The sequence below is a fragment of the Pseudomonas sp. GW823-FHT04A03 genome, assembly GCF_058796615.1.
This window is the reverse complement of sequence record NZ_JBXAIV010000001.1, coordinates 702,978-723,540: the sequence shown is the minus strand read 5'-3', so window position 1 is coordinate 723,540 and position 20,563 is coordinate 702,978. Positions and strand designations below refer to the sequence as shown.

At 62.8% G+C, this 20,563-nt stretch carries 20 protein-coding genes; 13 read left to right on the top strand and 7 right to left on the bottom strand.

All coding sequences use genetic code 11. The features are described 5' to 3' along the window. The first annotated feature begins 10 nt into the window (after positions 1-10). The 4 genes from AC1Q9F_RS02980 to AC1Q9F_RS02965 are packed head-to-tail and all read left to right on the top strand — an operon-like array spanning position 11 to position 2,866. Positions 11-793 carry an SDR family oxidoreductase gene (locus AC1Q9F_RS02980; protein ID WP_492619018.1) on the top strand — a complete coding sequence of 261 codons (783 nt, stop codon included), beginning with the start codon at positions 11-13 and terminating at the stop codon, positions 791-793. A gap of 1 nt (position 794) precedes the next feature. After that, entirely contained in the window at positions 795-1,283 is a 489-nt protein-coding gene (locus tag AC1Q9F_RS02975; RefSeq protein WP_492619019.1) for a MaoC family dehydratase, read from the top strand. After that, on the top strand, positions 1,280-2,482 hold the full coding sequence (locus tag AC1Q9F_RS02970) for an acetyl-CoA C-acyltransferase (RefSeq protein ID WP_192558033.1): 1,203 nt from the start codon (positions 1,280-1,282) through the stop codon (positions 2,480-2,482). Before AC1Q9F_RS02975 ends, AC1Q9F_RS02970 begins: the two co-directional genes overlap by 4 nt. Then, positions 2,483-2,866: a steroid Delta-isomerase gene (locus AC1Q9F_RS02965; RefSeq protein ID WP_492619020.1), complete on the top strand. Its 384-nt coding sequence runs from the start codon at positions 2,483-2,485 to the stop codon at positions 2,864-2,866. Positions 2,867-2,908: 42 nt separating this feature from the next. Here the strand turns inward: AC1Q9F_RS02965 and AC1Q9F_RS02960 are convergent, their stop codons facing one another. Beyond that, positions 2,909-3,364 (bottom strand): SRPBCC family protein, encoded by a 456-nt coding sequence (locus AC1Q9F_RS02960; RefSeq protein ID WP_492619021.1) that lies wholly within the window; start codon positions 3,362-3,364, stop codon positions 2,909-2,911. A 24-nt stretch (positions 3,365-3,388) separates the two neighbouring features. Beyond that, the gene (locus AC1Q9F_RS02955) at positions 3,389-4,162 is read right to left on the bottom strand and encodes an SDR family oxidoreductase (protein ID WP_492619022.1); all 774 of its coding nucleotides are present in this window, start codon (positions 4,160-4,162) and stop codon (positions 3,389-3,391) included. Between the two features lie 162 nt (positions 4,163-4,324). On the opposite strand from AC1Q9F_RS02955, the gene AC1Q9F_RS02950 reads away from it, so the two are divergent. Genes AC1Q9F_RS02950 through dmpG form a run of 4 tightly spaced genes read left to right on the top strand, consistent with a single transcriptional unit; the run spans position 4,325 to position 7,930 of the window. Beyond that, complete coding sequence (locus AC1Q9F_RS02950; RefSeq protein ID WP_492619023.1) at positions 4,325-5,167, top strand: alpha/beta fold hydrolase; 843 nt, start codon at positions 4,325-4,327, stop codon at positions 5,165-5,167. Next, positions 5,164-5,955, top strand: a complete 792-nt coding sequence (locus AC1Q9F_RS02945) for a fumarylacetoacetate hydrolase family protein (RefSeq protein WP_492619024.1) — start codon at positions 5,164-5,166, stop codon at positions 5,953-5,955. Before AC1Q9F_RS02950 ends, AC1Q9F_RS02945 begins: the two co-directional genes overlap by 4 nt. Positions 5,956-5,973: 18 nt before the next feature. Beyond that, positions 5,974-6,882, top strand: a complete 909-nt coding sequence (locus tag AC1Q9F_RS02940) for an acetaldehyde dehydrogenase (acetylating) (protein WP_492619025.1) — start codon at positions 5,974-5,976, stop codon at positions 6,880-6,882. Between the two features lie 13 nt (positions 6,883-6,895). Beyond that, on the top strand, positions 6,896-7,930 hold the full coding sequence (gene dmpG / locus AC1Q9F_RS02935) for a 4-hydroxy-2-oxovalerate aldolase (protein ID WP_492619026.1): 1,035 nt from the start codon (positions 6,896-6,898) through the stop codon (positions 7,928-7,930). 362 nt (positions 7,931-8,292) lie between these two features. Here the strand turns inward: dmpG and AC1Q9F_RS02930 are convergent, their stop codons facing one another. Further along, positions 8,293-9,423, bottom strand: coding sequence for a helix-turn-helix transcriptional regulator (locus AC1Q9F_RS02930; protein WP_007951349.1), 1,131 nt, complete (start codon positions 9,421-9,423; stop codon positions 8,293-8,295). A gap of 132 nt (positions 9,424-9,555) precedes the next feature. Continuing rightward, entirely contained in the window at positions 9,556-10,599 is a 1,044-nt protein-coding gene (locus tag AC1Q9F_RS02925; RefSeq protein WP_492619027.1) for a 3-ketosteroid-9-alpha-monooxygenase, oxygenase component, read from the bottom strand. A gap of 143 nt (positions 10,600-10,742) precedes the next feature. Between AC1Q9F_RS02925 and AC1Q9F_RS02920 the strand changes: the two genes are divergently transcribed. From AC1Q9F_RS02920 to AC1Q9F_RS02910, 3 genes are read left to right on the top strand one after another with little or no spacing between them, the layout of a single operon-like run. After that, positions 10,743-11,582: an SDR family NAD(P)-dependent oxidoreductase gene (locus AC1Q9F_RS02920; RefSeq protein ID WP_492619028.1), complete on the top strand. Its 840-nt coding sequence runs from the start codon at positions 10,743-10,745 to the stop codon at positions 11,580-11,582. Next, positions 11,569-12,495, top strand: a complete 927-nt coding sequence (gene lipP1, locus AC1Q9F_RS02915) for a LipP1 family hormone-sensitive lipase (RefSeq protein ID WP_492619029.1) — start codon at positions 11,569-11,571, stop codon at positions 12,493-12,495. Before AC1Q9F_RS02920 ends, lipP1 begins: the two co-directional genes overlap by 14 nt. Beyond that, the gene (locus AC1Q9F_RS02910; protein ID WP_492619030.1) at positions 12,492-13,604 is read left to right on the top strand and encodes a 3,4-dihydroxy-2-butanone-4-phosphate synthase; all 1,113 of its coding nucleotides are present in this window, start codon (positions 12,492-12,494) and stop codon (positions 13,602-13,604) included. Before lipP1 ends, AC1Q9F_RS02910 begins: the two co-directional genes overlap by 4 nt. A gap of 46 nt (positions 13,605-13,650) precedes the next feature. Here the strand turns inward: AC1Q9F_RS02910 and surE are convergent, their stop codons facing one another. The 3 genes from surE to AC1Q9F_RS02895 form a co-directional block, all read right to left on the bottom strand. Then, positions 13,651-14,601 carry a 5'/3'-nucleotidase SurE gene (gene surE, locus AC1Q9F_RS02905; RefSeq protein WP_492619031.1) on the bottom strand — a complete coding sequence of 317 codons (951 nt, stop codon included), beginning with the start codon at positions 14,599-14,601 and terminating at the stop codon, positions 13,651-13,653. A 76-nt stretch (positions 14,602-14,677) separates the two neighbouring features. Next, entirely contained in the window at positions 14,678-16,057 is a 1,380-nt protein-coding gene (locus tag AC1Q9F_RS02900) for a DUF1329 domain-containing protein (protein ID WP_492619032.1), read from the bottom strand. A 23-nt stretch (positions 16,058-16,080) separates the two neighbouring features. Next, positions 16,081-17,658, bottom strand: a complete 1,578-nt coding sequence (locus tag AC1Q9F_RS02895) for a DUF1302 domain-containing protein (protein WP_492619033.1) — start codon at positions 17,656-17,658, stop codon at positions 16,081-16,083. A gap of 262 nt (positions 17,659-17,920) precedes the next feature. Between AC1Q9F_RS02895 and AC1Q9F_RS02890 the strand changes: the two genes are divergently transcribed. Next, entirely contained in the window at positions 17,921-19,666 is a 1,746-nt protein-coding gene (locus tag AC1Q9F_RS02890) for an FAD-dependent oxidoreductase (protein WP_492619034.1), read from the top strand. After that, positions 19,663-20,532 carry an SDR family NAD(P)-dependent oxidoreductase gene (locus AC1Q9F_RS02885; RefSeq protein WP_492619035.1) on the top strand — a complete coding sequence of 290 codons (870 nt, stop codon included), beginning with the start codon at positions 19,663-19,665 and terminating at the stop codon, positions 20,530-20,532. The genes AC1Q9F_RS02890 and AC1Q9F_RS02885 overlap by 4 nt, the downstream gene beginning before the upstream one ends. Positions 20,533-20,563: the final 31 nt, after the last annotated feature.

Below are 20,563 nucleotides of genomic sequence, written 5' to 3'. Positions count from 1 at the left end.
GGAGTTTTCCATGTCTGTTCCTCACTATGTCGCCGGTCACGGTCTGTTGCGTGGCAAGTCGGTGCTGATCACGGCAGCGGCCGGTGCCGGTATCGGTTTTTCCGCCGCGCTGCGGGCCGCCGAGGAAGGCTGCCGTGCCTTGATGATCAGCGACATCCATGAAGGCCGGCTGGCCGAAGCGGTGCTGAAAATCCGCGAAACGACCGGTCTGCAACAGGTTTTCGGGCAAGTCTGCAACGTCGCCGACGAAGCCCAGGTGCAGCAGCTGATTGCCTGCGCCGAGCGTGACCTTGAAGGCGTCGATGTGCTGATCAACAACGCCGGTCTGGGTGGTTCAGCGTTGCTGGTGGAGATGACCGATGAACAATGGAACCGGGTCCTCGATGTGACGCTGACCGGCACCATGCGCATGACCCGCGCCATGCTGCCGAAAATGATGGAGCGCCGCGCCGGGGTCATCGTCAACAACGCCTCGGTACTCGGCTGGCGGGCGCAGAAAGAGCAGGCGCACTACGCCGCCGCCAAGGCCGGGGTCATGGCGTTGACCCGTTGCGCAGCGGTCGAGGCCGCCGATTACGGAATCCGCATCAACGCGGTGAGCCCGAGCATCGCGCTGCACGATTTCCTGCGCAAATCCGCGCCGCAGGCCGTGCTCGATCAACTGGCGGCAAATGAAGCGTTCGGTCGCGCCGCCGAAGTCTGGGAAGTGGCCAACGTGATGATGTTCCTGGCCAGCGACTACAGCTCCTACATGACCGGCGAAGTGCTGTCGGTCTCCAGCCAGAGGGCGTGACATGCCGCGTATTTTCGACACGCCTTTCGCCCTGCGCGACGCAGTGGGAGAAGAGCTGGGCGTCAGCGACTGGCTGTTGCTGGCGCAAGACCGGATCAATCAGTTCGCGGACGCCACCGGCGATCACCAGTGGATTCACGTCGATCCGCTCAAGGCTGCCAGCGGCCCGTTTGGCGGCTGCATCGCCCACGGTTACCTGAGCCTTTCGCTGGTCAACCTGTTTCTGCCGCAGATCGTCGAGGTTCGCGGCATCGCCATGGGCGTCAACTATGGCTGCGAGCGCGTGCGCTTTCCCACGGTAGTACCGGTGGATTCCCGTGTGCGCGGTCGTGCGCAGTTGATGGCCGTCGACGAGGTCAAGGGCGGTGTTCAGGCGACCATCCGCGTCAGCGTCGAGATCGACGGCGAAGAACGCCCTGGCTGCGTGGTCGACACCATCAGCCGCTACTACCCGCAAGATTCAGCAGCACCTTCGAGGAGTCCCGCATGAAAGAAGCCGTCATTGTTTCGACCGCCCGTACCCCGATCGGCAAAGCCTTTCGCGGTGCATTCAACGACACCGAAGCGCCGCTGCTCGGTGGCCATGTGGTGCGCGAAGCCGTGCGCCGGGCCGGCATCGAGCCCGGCGAAGTGGACGACGTGATCATCGGCGCGGCAGCGCAACAGGGCACCCAGTCCTACAACCTCGGCCGCCAGTGCGCGATTGCCGCCGGTTTGCCGTTTTCCGTGTCGGGTATGGCCGTCGAACGCCAATGCTCGTCGGGTTTGATGAGCATCGCCATGGCCGCGAAAAGCATCATGTGCGACGAAATCGACATCGCGGTAGCCGGCGGCCTGGAATCGATTTCGCTGGTGCAGAACAAGCACAAGAACCTCTATCGCAACCAGTCCGGCGCAGTGCTCGAACGCGATCCGCACGCTTACATTCCGATGATCGAAACCGCCGAGATTGTTGCCGCCCGCTACGGCATCAGCCGCGAGGAACAGGACGAATACAGCTACCAGAGCCAGGTACGCACCGCCCTGGCCCAGAGTGCCGGGCTGTTCGACCGGGAACTGGCGCCAATGACCAGCCGCAAGGCGATTTTCGACAAGGCCACCGGCGAAACCCGCTTTGAAACCCTCAGCCTGCAACGCGATGAGTGCAACCGCGTCGACACCACCCGCGAAAATCTCGCCGCGCTGGAACCGGTCTGGGCCGGCGGTGAATGGACCGAGAAAGGTCGTTTCATCACCGCCGGCAACGCCTCGCAGCTGTCCGACGGCGCGTCGGCCTCGGTGTTGATGAGCGCCAAACTGGCCGAGAAACGTGGGTTGGAACCCTTGGGGATCTATCGCGGTATGGCCGTCGCGGGCTGCAACTCCGATGAAATGGGCATCGGCCCGATCTACGCGATTCCGAAGCTGCTCAAGCGTCAGGGCCTGACCATGGACCACATCGGCCTGTGGGAGCTGAACGAAGCGTTTGCCTGTCAGGTGCTGTATTGCCGCGACACGCTGGGCATTCCGCAGGAGCGGTTGAACGTCAACGGCGGGGCGATTGCGCTGGGTCATCCGTTCGGCATGTCCGGGGCGCGGATGGTTGGCCACGCCTTGATCGAAGGTCAGCGCCGTGGTTTGCGTTACGTCGTGGTGAGCATGTGCATCGGCGGTGGCATGGGTGCTGCGGCCTTGTTCGAGGTGGTCTGAATGATCAGCGCACAGCAGATTCAAACCACCATGGCCCGCTACGTAGAACTGGTGGATACCGGCGACATCGACGGGATCCTTGCGCTCTACAGCGAGGATGCAACGGTCGAAGACCCGGTCGGTCAGCCGCCGATTCACGGCATCGCTGACATCGAGCGCTTCTACCGTCAGGGCCTGGGCGTGAGCAAGGTGTCGGCCACGTTGACCGGCCCGGTGCGCGCGACGTTGAACGGATGTGGGGCGATGCCGTTTCGGGTCGACATGCAGTGGGCGGGGCAGCCATGCTCGCTGCATGTGATCGACGTGATGGAATTCGATGACGACGGCAGGATCCGCTCGATGAAAGCCTATTGGAGCGAAGCCAACATCGGGCCGCAGTCCTGATGCCTGTTGCAGGCTGCGCAATATCGCAGCCTGCCACCCGATTCATTGCGAGATACCGTTTTCGTAATAGACCTTCAGATTCTCGGCAATCTGCCGCACGACCTTGTTGAACGCCTTGCCCAGCAGTTTTTCCATCAGCCTGCCACCGCGCAGGCTGTAGTGCATCTGGGTGGTCATGCGGCTGAATTCACCTTCGCGCTGCAAGGCATAACTGAAGCTGGCTTCGCGAAACGGGAAGGGCGCGCCGGCGCTCGCCTTGTGCAGCACCAGGACAAAGCCGACCCCGTCCTGCCACTGCACCACGCTTTCATCCAGCCACTGACCGCCCTTGCGAAACACCCGGCGACTGGCGCCGAGCCCTTCGATCGGCCCGGGATGCAGCTGGCAACCGGTGAGTCCCGGCACATAGTGTGGCGCCAGGCGCAGATCCCGCAGTTTGGCCCAGGCGGCGGGCGGGGTCAGTTCGAGCAGGACGCTGTGGCAGGCAATCGCCGGCATGCTGGATTTCCTTGTTTTTAAGATTTAGTGGGGCTGGGCCGCGTCGAGAAACGCCGGGCGTTCGCCACCGCCGTGCACGGTGATGTCCGCGCCGCTGACATAACGCGCCAGGGGCGAAGCGAGGTACAGGCAGGTATCGCCGATGTCTTCCGGCGCCGCCAGGCGTTGCAGCGGAATGGTTGCTGCCACCCGTGCAAGACCAGATTGATCGCCGTAATGCAGGGCGGCCTGTTCGGTAAGGATCAGCCCGGCCGTGACCGCGTTGACCCGCACTTTCGGCGCCCACTCCACGGCGAGCGAACGGGTCAGGTTCAACAAACCAGCCTTGGCCGCGCCATAAGCCGCCGTGCCCGGAGAAGGACGAACCGCGCTGACGCTGCAGATATTGATGATTGCACCGCCACCGTCCTGCGCCTGCATCACCCGATTGGCCTGCTGACATAGATTCAACGGCGCCAGCAGGTTCAGGCGAATGATCGCTTCGCTGAAACGCGGCGAGGCGCTGGCGGCGTCGGCATTGGGCGAGCCGCCGGCGTTGTTGACCAGCACGTCGAGCCGGCCAAAACGCTCGACGATGGTCTCGATCAACCGCGCGGACTGCTCGACATCACGCAGATCGCACGGCAGGAAAACGGCCTCGCGTCCTGCGCCAGAAGGCAGTGAGTCCGGGGCCTCGCGACCGCAAATCACCACCTCGGCACCGCCGTCGAGAAAACGCTGACTGATGCCCCGACCAGCCCCTTTGCCGCCCCCGGTGACCAGCACCACTTTGCCGCGAAAATCCAGCGCATCCAGCATGGAAAAGCCTCGTTCAGTCACAGATCAATGCCGTCGATGCTAGGTGTGCAGGCGCGTACGGCCAACGTCCGAAAAGACTAGGGCGGCTAGTCCTGTCGGACGATGTTGCAGGAAAGGCCTGCGCAAATAATCCGGGCACAACAATAGCCGGGAGCACACCTTATGAGCGCAATGGCGCAAGGGCACTTCGTTACGCTGCCGCAGGGGTTGCGGCTGCATTATCTGGACATCGGCGGGCAGGGCGCTGGCAGTGGCGAGACGGTGCTGTTCATCCACGGCAGCGGGCCCGGGGCCAGCGGCCACAGCAATTTCAAACAGAACTACCCGCTGTTTGTCACCGCCGGTTATCGCGTGATCGTGCCCGACCTGCCGGGTTATGGCGCGTCCGACAAGCCGGACACCCTCTACACCCTGGACTTTTTCGTCAATGCGCTGAGCGGTCTGCTCGATGCCCTGGATATCCAGCGCTGCATCCTGGTGGGCAACTCGCTGGGCGGCGCCATCGCGATCAAACTGGCCCTCGACCAGCCGCAGCGGGTCAGCCGACTGGTGCTGATGGCACCGGGAGGGCTGATGGAAAAGGAGCAGTATTACCTGCAAATGGAAGGCATCCAGAAAATGGGCGCCGCGTTTGCCCGAGGTGAATTGCACGACGCGGATGGCATGCGCCGCTTGCTGAACCTGCAATTGTTCGACGAGTCGTTGATCAGCGCCGAGACCGTCAATGAACGGGTCGCCGTGGTGCGCGAGCAACCGGTCTGCGTGCTGTCGACCATGCAAGTACCGAACATGACCGAGCGCCTCAAGGAGTTGCAGTGCCCGATCCTCGGTTTCTGGGGCATGGACGACAAGTTCTGCCCGGTCTCGGGTGCGCAAACGATGATGCAGCACTGCCAGAACATTCGTTTTGTGCTGCTCAGCGAGTGCGGGCATTGGGTGATGGTCGAGTACCGCGAGCTGTTCAATCGCGAATGCCTGTTCTTCTTTCAGGAAGGCCAGCGATGAGCGCGGCATTGCGTCGCCAATTCGGCGAAGAGTTGTATCAGGCGCTCCTGCAGGGCAGCACCGTGGCCCCGCTGACCGAGCGCTGGCCGTCGATCAGCATCGAAGACGCCTACCATGTTTCGCTCTATTGCATCGAGCGTCGGGTCGCGGCCGGTGACCGGATCGTCGGCAAGAAGATCGGCGTGACCTCGGCGGCAGTCCAGCGAATGCTCAACGTGCATCAGCCGGATTTTGGCTTCATCACCCAGCAGATGTCGTTCGGCAATGACGCGAACATTTCCCTGTCGGCGAACCGGCTGATCCAGCCCCGCGCCGAAGGCGAAATCGCCTTCCGGCTCAAGCACGACCTGATCGGCCCCGGCGTGACCGAAGCCGACGTGCTGGCGGCAACTGAATACGTCACGCCGTGCTTCGAGATCGTCGACTCGCGGATCCACGACTGGCGCATCCGCATTCAGGACACCGTCGCCGATAACGCCTCTTGCGGCGTGTTTGTGCTCGGCGATGTGCAAGCCGATCCGCGAGCGCTGGACCTGCCGAATCTGCACATGCGCGTATTCAAGAACGACGAACCGCTGAGCGAAGGATTGGGCTCGGCCGTGCAGGGCAACCCGTTGACGGCCGTCGCCTGGCTGGCCAACACCCTGGGTGCCTTCGGCATTCCGTTCAAGGCCGGGGAGCTGATTCTCTCGGGGTCTCTGGTTCCGCTTGAGCCTGCCCGTGCAGGCGACCGTTTTTCTCTGACCATCGATGGCCTGGGCTCTGCCCGGGTGTCTTTCTGCGCCTGACCCGTGGGGTTTAACCGGATGAACAAGAAACTCAGAGCGGCCATTATCGGCCCGGGAAACATTGGCACTGACCTGCTGATGAAAATGCACCGATCAGAATGGATCGAGCCGGTGTGGATGGTCGGCGTCGACCCCGAGTCCGAGGGCCTCAAACGCGCCCGCGAACTGGGGGTGAAAACCACCGCGGGCGGCGTCGACGGATTGCTGCCCCACGTGCTCGACGATGACATTCGCATCGCCTTCGATGCGACCTCGGCCTACGTCCACGAGCAGAACAGCCGCAAGCTCAACGAGCTGGGGGTGATCATGATCGACCTGACGCCGGCGGCCATCGGCCCGTTCTGCGTGCCGCCGGTCAACCTCAAGGAGCACGCGGCGTCGCTGGCGATGAACGTCAACATGGTCACCTGCGGTGGCCAAGCGACGATCCCGATGGTGGCGGCGGTGTCGCGGGTGCAATCGGTCAGTTACGGCGAAATTGTCGCCACCGTGTCGTCCGGCTCGGTCGGCCCGGGCACGCGGCAGAACATCGACGAGTTCACCCGCACCACGGCCGGCGCGGTCGAGAAGATCGGCGGCGCCCGTCGCGGCAAGGCGATCATCGTCATCAACCCGGCCGAACCGCCGCTGATGATGCGCGACACCATCCATTGCCTGACGGACGACGAGCCGGATCAGCAGCGGATTCGCGCCTCGGTGTTGCAGATGGTCGAGGAAGTGCAGCGTTATGTGCCCGGTTACAAGCTGATCAACGGCCCGGTGTTCGATGGCCGCAAGGTCTCGATCTTCATCGAGGTGGAAGGCCTCGGGGATTTTCTGCCCAAGTCGGCGGGCAACCTCGACATCATGACCGCCGCCGGCCTGCGCACCGCCGAAATGTTCGCCGAAGAAGCCCACAAGGGCGCCCTGCAACTGCCCGCCCGTTAAGTGGAGAATGACCATGAATCTGCAAGGTAAACGCGTTCGTCTGCACGACATGAGCCTGCGCGACGGCATGCACGCCAAACAGCATCAGATCAGCCTGGACCAGATGATCGCCGTGGCCACCGGCCTCGATGCGGCCGGCGTGCCGCTGATCGAAATCACCCATGGCGACGGCCTCGGTGGTGCATCGCTGAACTACGGGATGCCGGCCCACAGCGACGAGGAATACTTCTCGGCGGTGATTCCACGGTTGCGCCAGGCAAAAGTCTCGGCGCTGTTGTTGCCCGGCATCGGCACCCTCGATCACCTGCGCATGGCCCATGAACACGGGGTGTCGACCATCCGCGTCGCTACCCACTGCACCGAGGCTGACGTTTCCGGTCAGCACATTGGTATGTCCGCGAAAATGGGCCTCGATACGGTCGGTTTCCTGATGATGGCCCACATGGTCAGCGCAGAAAAACTGCTGGAGCAGGCGCGGCTGATGGAGAGTTATGGCGCCAACTGTATTTACTGCACCGACTCGGCGGGCTACATGCTCCCGGACGAGGTCAGCGAGAAAGTCGGCGTACTGCGCGCCGGCCTGAGCGCCGGCACCGAAGTGGGCTTTCACGGCCATCACAACCTGGGCATGTCGATTGCCAACTCCCTGGCCGCGATCGAGGCGGGCGCCGCGCGTATCGACGGTTCGGCGGCCGGGCTGGGTGCCGGTGCGGGCAACACGCCGCTGGAAGTGTTCGTTGCGGTGCTGGAGCGGATGGGCGTTGAAAGCGGCGTCAACCTGTACGGGATCATGGACGTCGCCGAAGACCTGATCGTGCCGATGATGGACCAGCCGATCCGCCTCGACCGCGATGCCCTGACGCTGGGATACGCCGGGGTTTACAGCTCGTTCCTGCTGTTTGCCAAACGCGCCGAGAAAAAGTACCTGGTTGCCGCCCGCGAGCTGCTGGTGGAGCTGGGGCGGCGCGGCACCGTCGGCGGTCAGGAAGACATGATCGAAGACCTGGCGCTGACCCTGTCCCGGGCGCGGGGCTTCCTGCCGACCTGATCCTCGGCTGACAACAAAAAGCACCGGCGCTGCTTGCAGGCCGGTGCTTTTTTATGGGCGCATGTTTACGGGAGCAGATTGCGCACCAGCGGCGGGTAGCAGTTGACTGCCGTGCTCGAACAGCCTAGGAGCGCGGTGCTCGGTCGATAGGCTTCGTTTCTGAACAACTGACACAGGCTGACGGAACTGCCGACGCAGACGATCAGGAGCAGGGCGCAGGTGGAATGTCGCATCGCGGGCCTCATACGGATTTTTATTGTTGTAGAGGCAAGGTAGGGCGGCGGGAGATATTCGGCGTCGTCTGAATGGACTAGTCAGGCAAAGAAGCCATCGCCCGGGCGGACGATGGCGCGGGACGGGTGTCAGCCGAGGGTGGCCACGCTGCGCAGGATCAGGCGCACGAGCATGGTCTGGCGGGTCACGCCGGTCTTGGAGAAGGTTGAACGCAGGTGGGCGCGCGCGGTGTTGCGGCTGATGCCGAGTTCTTCCGAGGCTTCATCGAGGGTCAGCCCGTTGGCCAGCAACATCGCCAGCTGGGTTTCGGCGGGAGTGAAGTCGAACAGGGCGCGGACGATCTCCTGGGGCGCGGTGGACTGTTGCTCCGGGTCGCTGATGAAGATCACCACCGTCGGGCACTGCTTGCCTTCGCTCCACTCCGACAGCGGCACCGAACGCACGATGATGCCCAGGTCGGCGCGCCCGGACGGCCGCTGTACGCGCAGCGCTTCGACCATCGACGGGTTGCTGCTTTTCTGCGAGAGCAGCGACTGCTTCACCAACCGGCGAAACTCTTGGGTGTCGCGGTCGGTACCGACCTGCAGCCCGTCGTTGACCAGTTTGATGCCGTCCTTTTCCTGGATCAGCCGGTCGGCCACCTGGTTGGTCTGCAGCACCTTGCCGGCCTCGTCGAGGATGATCGTGCCGACCGCCATCTGATTCACCGCACCGGCGTAAAGGTTGCGTTCGACCTCGATGCGGTTGAGCTGCATGTGAACCTTGATCGAGCGCTCGAGGTGCGGAATGAAATGCGCGAGCAGGGTTTTTTCTTCATCGCCAAACGGCTTGTCATCCCGCCCGCGACTGATACGGATCCGGCACTGGGCGCCGTCGCAGGTGTTGATGTCGGCGCCGAGGATATGGAACACGTCCACCGCTTCGAGGAAGTTCTTGTAGAACTCGGATTTTTGCCAGTCATCGCTGGAGACGAATTCGGCGAGGGTCACCACCTGGCGATTGGGCAGGCCGACGAAGGGGTCGAGGGTGAAAAAATGGGTGTTGTACGAGGCAACGGCCTCGGTCGAGGTGCCGGTGGTGTTGACCATCAGTCCGTCCACATGGGTGCTGGGCGGCCGCAGGATGAAGGTCACGTATTTGCTTTTCAGGTAGACGTTGAGCTGGTTGAGAAAGGTCGCCCAGGGAATGGTTTCCAGCGGCCCCTGATACAGGTTGCCGATGAGATCGCTGAACGTGTCGAGGCTGAGGCTCTGCTGCATGGGGAACCCGTTCTTATTATTAGTGGTTTGCGGTGCCCGAGAATAAGCGCCTGTATCGACCACTTGCAACGCCCGGGCACGAGGCCTGACCGGCGGCGGCCGGCCAGGCACAAAAACGCGACAGCCCCGTGATCAGGCCTGTTCGCGGGCCCTCACGATGAACACTTTCTGGTCCTGCACATCCGCGGAAAGCAGTCCGACATCGGTGTAGAACTGCTCGTACCAGCGCCGCAATTGATAGACCGGGCCGTCGCCATCGCAGAGCAACGGGTTATCGACGCGGGTCTTGCTGTGCCAGATCGACACGTCTTCGTAAAAGGCTGCCTGGGCCTGTTGCACATAGGCCTTGGCCATCGCCTGATTCTGTTCTTCGCTCAGGCCCGGAATCTTTTTCACCAGTACGCCGTAGCGCAGGGTGAAACTGCCGAGGTCGATCGGCACATGACAGTTGAGCAGGATCGAGTGGATCGGCTGGCCGTTCATGGCACCGGTCATTTCGGTGATCTGGTAGGCCGGCCCGTAGTAGGTGGCGACGGTGGTCAAAGCGCTGTCGCCGGACAGCCGCTCGCTGCGGGCGCTCATGATCTGGGTCGCGAGGTGGCCTTCGAATACGTTGCTGAAGGCTTCGACCGGCGCGCCGTGTACTGTGCCGAAGTGCGCCATGTCGGCAACGTTGTCGATCAGTTCGCGGCAGTTGGTGTCGATCTGCAACTCGGCGACTTCCCACTCGGCCCAATCGTCGCTGAAGCAGGCGTCGATGCGCGGGATGCGTTGCTCGGGCAGCGGCGGGTTGCCTTCCGGGTCATTCCACACGAACAGCAGATGGTTTTCTTCCATCAGCGGCCAGCTCTTGAGCTTGGCCCGTGGCGGAATGCGTTTGGCGTAGGGAATGTCATCGCACACGCCGTCGGCGCCCCAGCGCCAGGCGTGGAAAGGGCAGCGAATCGAATTGCCTTCGACGCAACCGGTGCTGAGGTCGGCGCCCATGTGCGGGCAATAACCGTCGAGAATGTGCAGCTCGCCGTCCTCGCCCTGAAACGCCACCAGCCGGGTGCCGAAAGCGTCCAGACGGTGGGCGTTGCCGTCGCGGTAGCGGGCGGCCAGACCCAGGCAGTGCCAGCCGCGTGCGTAGCGGTCTTCCAGCAGTTTGGCTTCGATACGGTGCAGGGTACTCATCTTGTTATTCTCCCAGGTTCACGGGTTTGAGCTTGCTGGAGATTCTGCCGCCCCTGTAGAAGCGGGCATCGTCTGAATGGACGATGGCCGGCCGACCGGCGCCCGGTCTACTGACGCCATCGGACTTTTGTCAGGAGCAGGCAATGAATGAGCAATCAGGGCCGGTCGCGGTCATTACCGGTGCCGCCAGCGGCATCGGCCGCGGGCTGGCCGAGCATGCGGCGAAACTGGGGATGCGCCTGGTATTGGCCGATCTCGATGGGTTGCGGCTGGAAAAGCTTTGCGAAGAACTGCGAAGCGGGGGAACGCAGGCAGTCGCCTGCGTCACCAATGTCGGCGATCTGGAACAGGTGGAGCGCTTGCGCGATGTCGCCCTCGATCACTTTGGTGGAGTCGATCTGCTGTTCAACAATGCCGGGGTAATGCAGACCGGCCACAGCTGGGAAATCACCGCGCCGCAGTGGCAACGGATGCTCGACGTCAACCTCTGCGGGGTCATCAACGGCATTCGCTGTTTCGTGCCGCTGTTCCTGCGTCAGGGCCGTCCGGCCCATGTGATCAACACCGCGTCCCTGGCCGGTCTGCTCAGCAGCCCGTTGATGGCGCCTTACAACGTGACCAAGCAGGCGGTGGTGGCGCTGTCGGAAACCCTGCATTACGAATTGACCCAGCTCGGTGCGCCCGTGTCCGTTTCAGTCGTGTGCCCGGGGCCGGTGGCCAGTGAAATCATGGCCTCCAATCAAGTGGTCGACGGCGCCGGTTCGTCCTTCAGTCAATTGCTCGACAACAGCATTCGCCAGGGCATGACACCCGCGCAACTGGCAGAGCAGGTGTTCGCCGCCATCGCCGAAAAGCGCTTCTGGGTCTTTCCCCACAAAGGCTTCAAAGTGGCGCTGCAGCGCCGGGTGCGGAGCATCCTGGAAGAGTCCAACCCACAATTCAAACTGTCCGATGTAGAGGAAGATGCCCATGCCGCTCGATAAACAGATCGCGCTGATACTCCAGCAATTCAGCGACCTGCCGGCACCCGATTACAGTCAGCTCGATGCCGCGCACTATCGGCAGTTCTGCGACAACATGCAGCCGGCGATACCGGGCGTGCCAATGATCGAAGTGCGCAACTTGCGGGTCGAGGGTGCGATTGGCGAACTGGACGCGCGTCTGTATCGGCCGTCGGAAGAGAGCAATCTGCCGTTGCTGGTGTATTTCCATGGCGGCGGTTTTGTCGTCGGCAACCTCGATACCCACGACAACCTGTGCCGTTCGTTGGCTCACCTGACCGACGCCGTGGTGGTGTCGGTGGCTTATCGCCTGGCGCCGGAGCACCCGTTCCCGGCGGCGCCGCTGGATTGTTACCGGGCGACCTGCTGGCTGGTGGAGCACGCGGCGCAACTGGGCGTCGATGGCAGTCGGCTCGCGGTGGCTGGCGACAGCGCCGGGGGCAATCTGGCGCTGGCGGTCAGTCAGTTGGCGGAGCAACGGCAGGGGCCGAAAATCCGCTATCAATGCCTGTTCTATCCGGTTACCGACGCCGGTTGCGACAGCCAGTCCTACCGGGAATTTGCCGATGGCTTCTTCCTCACCGGCGCCATGATGAACTGGTTCTGGCAGCAGTATTTGCAGGAAGACGGGCAGGGCGATGATCCGTTGGCTTCGCCGTTGCGCGCCGGAAGCGTGGCGCATTTGCCGCCGACGACCCTGATCACCGCCGAATTCGATCCGTTGCGTGACGAAGGCGAGGCGTTCGCCGAGCGCCTGCGACAAGCCGAAGTGCCCGTGCGGGTGCAGCGCTGTGAAGGGATGATTCACGGTTTCATCAGCATGGCGCCGTTTGTCGAAGGCGCTGCTCAGGTGTTGTCCGAAGCCGCTGCTGACCTGCGCGAGGCGTTGCAATGAGTCTGGCGTTCGACAGCGTGCCGCAACTGCTCGAAGCCATCGCGGCGGGGCAGATGGTGGTCATCACCGATGACGAGAACAACGCCGAAGGCTCACTGCTGATGGCCGCCGAACGGGCGGGCGCCGAAGCAGTGACGTTCATGGCGGTACAGGCGCGCGGCTTGATCTGCCTGGCACTGACCGAACAGCGTTGCCGCGAACTGGGGCTGGACCTGATGGTCCCCCATTCGCGGGCGCAGCACGGCGTGGGGTTTACCCGGTCGATCGAGGCGGCTACCGGTGTGTCCACTGGGATCAGCGCGGCCGACCGGGCGCGTTCGATTCAGGTGGCGGTCGACCCGGCCAGCGGCCCGGCGGATCTGGTGCAACCGGGGCATATCTTTCCGGTGCAGGCCTTGCCCGGTGGCGTCATGCAGCGGGCCGGGCATGTCGAGGCCGCGTGTGACCTGACCCGCCTCGCGGGCCTGCAACCGGCGGCGACGCTGGTGGGCATTCTCGACGAAGACGGCGAACTGGCCCGTGGCGAGCAACTGCACGAATTCGCCCGCCGCCATGGCCTGCGCATCGGCAGCATTGCCGAGCTGATTCACTACCGCATCCTTCACGAAGGCACGATCGAACGCGGCGAGGCCTATCCCTTGCTCACTCGCCACGGCGAGTTTCAGGTGACGGCGTATCAGGACACCTATCAAGGCGCGCTGCATCTGGCGCTGGTCAAAGGCCGGATCGACAGCGCTCAACCGGTGCTGGTGCGGGTGCAAAGCACCGAAACCCTTCGCGATGCCTTGGGGTGCGAAAGTGAAAGCGGACCGCAGCAATGGACCCTTGAACGTTCGCTGGCGTGTATCGCGGCGGCCGATTGCGGCGTGCTGGTGTTACTGGCGCAGAAGGAAACCGCTGAAGGCGTGCTTGAGCAATTGCGTCAGCGCAGCGGCGGTAAATCGCGGCCGCCGCATTTTCCGCACCGTACGCTGGGCATCGGCGCGCAGATCCTGCGCGATCAGAACGTGCGCAAGATGCGTTTGATGAGTTCGCCGGTGCCCTACAAAGCGGTGTCGGGGTTTGATCTCGAAGTCACCGAGTTCATCCCGTTCCAGCCCGCTGTCTGAAACCGTTCAACCCCTGCGGGTGATGACCTGCAGGGGTTGTGTCGGTTCAAGGCTGGATGCTTTTGAGCATTTTCTTCGCCTGATCCTGCACTGCCTGCGGCGCGCTCATATTGCCGGCGATCACCGTAATCACTGCATGGCCCTGCCATAGCTGATACGCATCGGCCTGCTGTTGAGTGGCTGTGGGTGTCGGTGGCGCAACCAGGTTGACGTGAACCGTACCGTCGGCGCCGCGCTGTGAGGTGAAGTTCACCCGGTCCCAATTGCCGATCGGGGCAAAGCTCACACCTTTGACTTCACGCGCGGGTAACGCCGGGTAGTTGAGGTTCAGCCCGTTGACGCCTGGCAGCCCGAGCACATTCAGTTTGCAGTTGTGTTTGGCGCAGCTCCGATGGGCCTGATCGATGACCTTCACCGCAAACTTCGCGGTGTCATCCATGGCGCCCAGGGTCTTGCGGTAGCCGGCCTGCTGGTCGCGCATGATCAGGTCCATGTCTATCGCCGTCGATACCGCCACCGCCGGAACGCCCTTGAACATGGCCCGAATCGCAGCGTTGAGGGTGCCGGACATCTGTGTCAGAGGGCCGACGTTCTCACCGAAGTTGATGCCGGACACCACCAGATCCGGCGGCGTGTCCTTGAGCAACACATCCAGCCCGACGTTGACTGCATCCACCGGAGTGCCGATGGCCGAAGTCTTGCCGGCCGGCGCGGTGTAGCCCTCGGGCGGGCCGACGCAGAATCTGCCGGGCGCAAGCTCGGTCACTGCCAGTGCCTGGCCGGGCACCACAACGCTGGCGGCACTGATGCCGCTGCTGTCGTTCAACGGGCCGACCAGGGTGACGGTGTGCCCGGCGGCGGTCAGTGCGCGGTACATCGCATCGATGCCGGGCGCGCGGCAGCCGTCGTCGTTGGTCAGCAGAATGTTCAGGGCGCTGGCCTGCATCGACAAACCGAGGCCGGCCACGGCAAGGGCCGCAGTGAGCAATTTATTCATGGGCAATTTCCGTAAAAGTGCAGATTGAAAAAAGCGCAACGCCCCGACCGAATGAATCGGTCAGGGCGCCATGGGTTCAGCGGGTGCCGAGTTTGCGCAGGTTGCCAGGGGTGAATTCATCTTCGGAGAAGGCGGTGGCATTCAGCTTCGCAGGCTTCTGATCGACCAGCAGACGGTCAACCAGATAAGAGCCGGCGATCAGGTCATGGTAGATGCCGAGGCGGGCGTGGTAGCGCTCGATGTCGTAGGCGTAGATCGAGGTCTGCATGTTGGTGCGCCACAACTGGCCACGGGAATCGTAGTTATCGGCCATGGTCGCGGACCAGGTGTCTTCGTCGAGGTACAGAACCCGTTTGGCGTAGACGTGGCGGGCGCCTTCCTTGAGCGTTGCCTGCAGCACCCAGACCCGGTGTTTTTCGTAGCGCATGTACTGCGGATCGACGTGGCCGGTGGTCGAGAGGATCTGATCAGCCGTCACGCTCGGGTCGTCGATCTTGTAGTTGTGATACGGAATGTAGAGCTCTTTTTTACCAACGATGGTCCAGTTGTAGCGGTCCGGCGCGCCGTTGAACAAACGGTCTTCGTCGTACACCCGGAAGCCGCCCGCGCCGGTCGGCGAGTCATAACCGACGGTAGGGGCGCGACGAACGCGGCGCTGGCCGGGGCTGTATTGCCAGGCCTGACGCGGCGAGGCGGTGGGGTTGATGAATTCGTGACCGACCACGATCTCGCCTTTCTTGCGCACTGGCTCCAGGGTGGTGATCAGGAAGTTGGTCAGAATGCCGTTGGCGCTGTCGAGGTTCTTGTCCGGGCTGGACCAGATCGAGAAGATCTTGTAGTTGACCTCTTCCAGCACCTTTTCCTTGTTGGCGTACACCACCGCCTGGCCATAGTTGGCTTCTTCTGTGTTGGCCCGGCCTTGCAGGGTGTGGTTGAACATCAACTCGCTGCCGTTCTTCGGAATCGGAAACGGCGAGGCGCCCCAGGCGTTTTTGGTGTCGTTGTTGTCGTTGTCGAGTTCGGCGGTCACCGCGTTTTTCTTGATCAGGTCTTCCAGACGCTGATCGGCACGGAAGTCGCGGTGGCTCGGGTACACCGGGATCTTGAAGGTGTCCGGGTAGCGTTTGAGCAGCGCTTTCTCGCCGTCGGACAGGTTCTCGGCGTACTTGTCCATGTTCTTCGAATCGATGATGAACAGCGGTTTTTCCGCCGCGTACGGGTCCGGGTAAGGCGTGCCGGGCCCGGCAAACTTCAAGCCCGGTGGCAGACCGCGCCACTTGCCGCTCCAGGCCGGAATACTGCCGTCGGCGTTGCCGGCCTTTTCGGCGCCCATCGGGGTCAGGTCCTGGCCCAGTCGCGCGGCCTCTTCGGGGCTGACCTTGGCGTAGGCCAGGCCACTGCCGAGCAGGCCGACGGTCAGCGCCGTGCTCAATAACGTTTGGGTGAATCGAGACATGCTGTGCTCCTCCGACAGGGGAATCAGAACCGGTATTTGAAGTTGAGGGCGACGTTGTCGCGGTCGGCCAACGGGCTGTTGTTGGCGTTGCCCAGGTAGGCGTTGTAACGGGCTTCGACGGTGAAGTTGCCCAGATAGCGCCACGAACTGCCGATGCTGGCGCGGTCGTCGCCTTCGCCCTGGTTGATCGAGCCGACAATCGAGCTGTCGCCGTGGGATGCGGTGCTGTAGGTGATCGGCACGGACATGTCCCAACCGCTGAACACGTCGTTGTAATCGAAACTGACCTGGGCGGTGTAACCCCAGGCTTCGCGGTCATAGACCAGGCTGTCGGTGCCCGGCAACGTGAAGCCCGGCGCCAGGGTCACGGGTGCCGACTTGTCGTTGCTGATCACGGTGTTGTAGACGACCTCGCCGGTCAGTGTGGTGTTGTCGGCGAAGGAGGTCGGGCCGAGCACGTAGATCATCGACGACTGGGCTTGCATGGTCTTGCCACGTACCGCGCTGGAGAAACCGTTGTTGACCATCACCGGCGCGCCGTCGCGGTAGCTGATTTCGCCGGCCCAACTGACGTCGCCAATCACTGTGGAGAAACTGGCGCCAAACAGGTCGATGTTGTCGAAGTACACCGCACGGTAGCGACCCAGTTCGGACTGGAAGTCCAGCGACGGCGTCTTGTCGTGATAACGCGAGTAGTAAATGCCGAACTCGGTGTTGTTCAGCGACTCGGCGGCGTAGGTGAAGGCCACGCCGTACTGGCCCTGATTGCTAGGTTTGTCGTTGGCCAGACGCGTGACGAAACCGCTGGCGTCGTTGTAACCGCCTTCGTCGATGTAGTCGGTGGTGGAGAAGTAGCTGCCGACCCCGAACAACTGGGTCTTTTCCCATTTGTATTGGTAGTAGGCCTGGATATCGAGGCTGTCGGTGAGGCTGAACTGGGTGAACAACTGGCCGACCGGCAGGAGGATTTCCTTGACCTCGACACCGGGCGTGGTCGATTTGGTCGCGTCCACCGGGCTCTGCGCCGCCGAGATACCGGGGTAGAACAGGCTTTCACCCCAACTGACCACCTGGTTACCCAGCCGCGCATTGAGGTTGTGCCCGCCCAGGTCCCAGGTGCCGTAGGCGTAGTAATCGAGCATGCGCAGTTCGTTGCGGTGCTGATCGATGGTGTCCTGGGAGAAACGGTCCGGCCGGTTGCAATGACCGCCGGCAAAACAGTTTGAAGTGCCGGTGTTGTTGTCGTTGTCCTGATCGTAGACGTTGTCGTAGAAGCCCGTGGCTCGCACGAACACGCCGTAATCGTCCTGCCATTTGATGTTGGCTTCGGTGAGGAAACCGGCGCGGTTGTTGATCAGACTGCCTTTGGAAAACGCATTGTCGCCGTCGTTGCCATCGGCGTTGGCCGTCAGCTTGTGATCGCGGCCTTCGGTGCGCCAGGCGAGGCTGTAGGTCAGCGTGGTGTCCCAGTCGACGCTCAGATCTTCGTTCGGCTGGAAGGTCATCGCGCTGGCCTGGCTGCCCAGTCCACCGGCCAGCAACAACACGGCCAGCTGTACGCGAGGGTGTAGCGATTGTGGGGCGATTATTGTTTTTATCATGTCGTCCTCATGCCCAGGTCGGACCTGCCCGACCTGCATTTCAGGGGGGAAGTGGTGCCGTGGGCGACTATGCGGTCACGCACCGGGCGCAACATCGTCCAAGCGGACTAAGCGATTTGTACGGGAGCGAGAGGCCTGGCCCTTAGTCCCATCGGACGATGACCACCCGGCACACGCGCCCAACAATCCCGAGACCGACTGCGCCGGACGAAGATCCGGCCAGCGGTTTTTGCCTTGAAGGCGCTGAGCAAAGGGTGATCGCATGAAAGCTGCCGAGATCAAATGGGATGAGTGCTGCGATGTGCTGGTGGTGGGTTCCGGAGCGGGCGGGATGACCGCGGCGCTGCGCGCTCACGACCTGGGACTGAACGTGTTGCTGATCGAGAAAAGCAACGAATACGGCGGTACCTCGGCGGTGTCCGGCGGCGGGATCTGGATCCCCGGCAACCACCGGATCGAGGCCCTGGGCGGCAGCGACAGCGCTGCTGAAGCGATTGCCTATATTCGTGCGGTGACCCACGGCGAGATTGACGACGGGCGCATCGAAGCCTACGTCGAGCACGGCAAGGCGATGGTCGAATACCTCGAACAGAAGACCCGCGTGCGCTTCGAGGCCCAGGCGCGTTACGCCGATTACTACCCGGAAGTCGAAGGCGGCAAACCCGGCTATCGCTCCATGGATCCGCAACCGTTCGACGCCGCCGAGCTGGGTGAAGAGTTTCTGCGCATGCGTGCGCCATCCCCCGGAACGTTGATGATGGGGCGCATGGCGATGACCATGAAAGAGGCGCAGGTCCTGCTGTGCCGTGGCCCCGGCTGGTTGCGCCTGACGCTGAAGGTGATGTGGCGTTACTGGCGCGACCGCGAGGGGCGGCGACTGTCGAAGCGTGATCGTTACCTGACCTTGGGCAATGCCTTGATCGGCGCCTTGCGTTGCTCGTTGCAGGATCGCGGCAAATCGCTGTGGCTGAACTGTGGGCTGGAAGAGCTGCTGATTGTTGGCGACCGGGTCGGCGGTGCGCGGGTCTGCCGCGAAGGGCAGCGCCTGAACGTCAAGGCGCGCTACGGCGTGATCATTGCCGCCGGTGGTTTCGAGCGTAATCAAGAGATGCGCACGCAGTATCTGCCGCAACCGTCAAAGACCGAATGGAGCGCCACGCCGCCGCACAATACCGGCGACGGCATTCGCGCAGGCCAGGCCATCGGCGCCCGCACGGCGCTGATGGAACACAGCTGGTGGGCGCCGACCACCCATGTTCGCGGCGAGGAAAAACAACGGGCGATGTTCGTTGAGCGGACGTTGCCCGGTTGCGTGCTGGTCAACTCGGCGGGCGAGCGCTTCGTCAACGAGGCCGCCCCCTACACCGATATCGTCGAGGCGATGTACGCCAACAACCGCGAAGGCGCCGTCAGTGTGCCGTGCTGGATGGTGTTCGACGCCGAGTTTCGCCGCAAATACCCCTGCGGCGCACTGTTGCCGGGGTATGCCCAGCGCGACTGGCAACTGCCCGAACACCTGCGTGATTACTTTTTCAAGGCGCCGGATCTGCAAACCCTGGCGGACAAAATCGGTATCGATGCGGCCGGGCTGCTGCGCACTGTGCAGCGTTTTAACGGCATGGCGGTGCGCGGCTACGACGAAGACTTCCACAAAGGTGAATCGCTGTTCGATCGCTACTACGGCGACCCAAGCGTTCAGCCCAATCCGTGTCTGGCGCCGTTGTTCAAAGGGCCGTTCTACGCGGTGCGCATCGATGCCGGCGACATCGGTACCAAGGGCGGTTTGCTCACCGACGTTCACGCCCGGGTCCTGCACGAGGACGGTAAACCGATCAAGGGCCTGTATGCCATCGGTAACAGCGCCGCGTCGATGATGGGCCGCACCTATCCGGGAGCCGGTTCCACCATCGGCCCGGCGATGACCTTCGGTTATCTGGCGGCCAATCACATCCATCGTCAGGGCCAGAAAAGCGGCTCGGTGATCAGTCAGTTCGGGAGCGTCAAATGAAGCGGCAAGTTGCAGTGGTGACCGGCGCCAGTCGCGGCGTCGGTCAGGGCATTGCCCTGGCACTCGGTGCGGCGGGCATGCGGGTGTATGTCACCGGGCGTGCGCCGGAATCGGCAGGCGCGCATTTATACGGGCAGGCCTTGAATAGCTTGCTGGACGACACGGCTGCCGCAATCACTGCGGCGGGCGGAGAGGGCGTCGCGGTGGTCTGTGATCACGCCGACGATGGGCAGGTGGCGGCGCTGTTCGCCCAGGTCGAACGTGAATGCGGGCGGCTGGATCTGCTGGTGAACAATGCAGCGTTCATTCATGACCAATTGATCGAACCGGGGCCGTTCTGGGAGAAGCCGCTGGACCTGGTGCGCATCCTCGACGTCGGCCTGCGCTCGGCATATATCGCCAGTTACCACGCCGCGCCGCTGTTGTTGAACAGCGCACAAGGGCTGATCTGCTTTACCTCGTCATTTGGCGGCGGTTGTTACATGCACGGCCCGGCGTACGGTGCGCAAAAGGCCGGTTGCGACAAACTGGCAGCGGACATGGCCATCGATTTCGAGGGCCGTGGCGTGGCGGCGTTATCGCTTTGGCTCGGGCCGCAATTGACCGAACGCACGCGGATTGCCGGCGAAGAGCATGGCGAGCAGTACCAGGCTTTTCTGGCGCACGCCGAAACCCCGCAATTCAATGGCCGGGTGATTCACGCCTTGCTCAATGATCCGCAGTTGATGGCGCTCTCGGGGCAGACGCTGATCACCGCCGAAATCGCTGCCGGTTACGGCATCAGCGAAGACGGCGGACGTCAGCCGCCATCCCATCGCGCGCTGTTGGGCGATCCACGTCAGCAACATCCGGCGCGGGTGATCTGAAGGTCATTCCCCCAGTGGACTTCCACTGGGG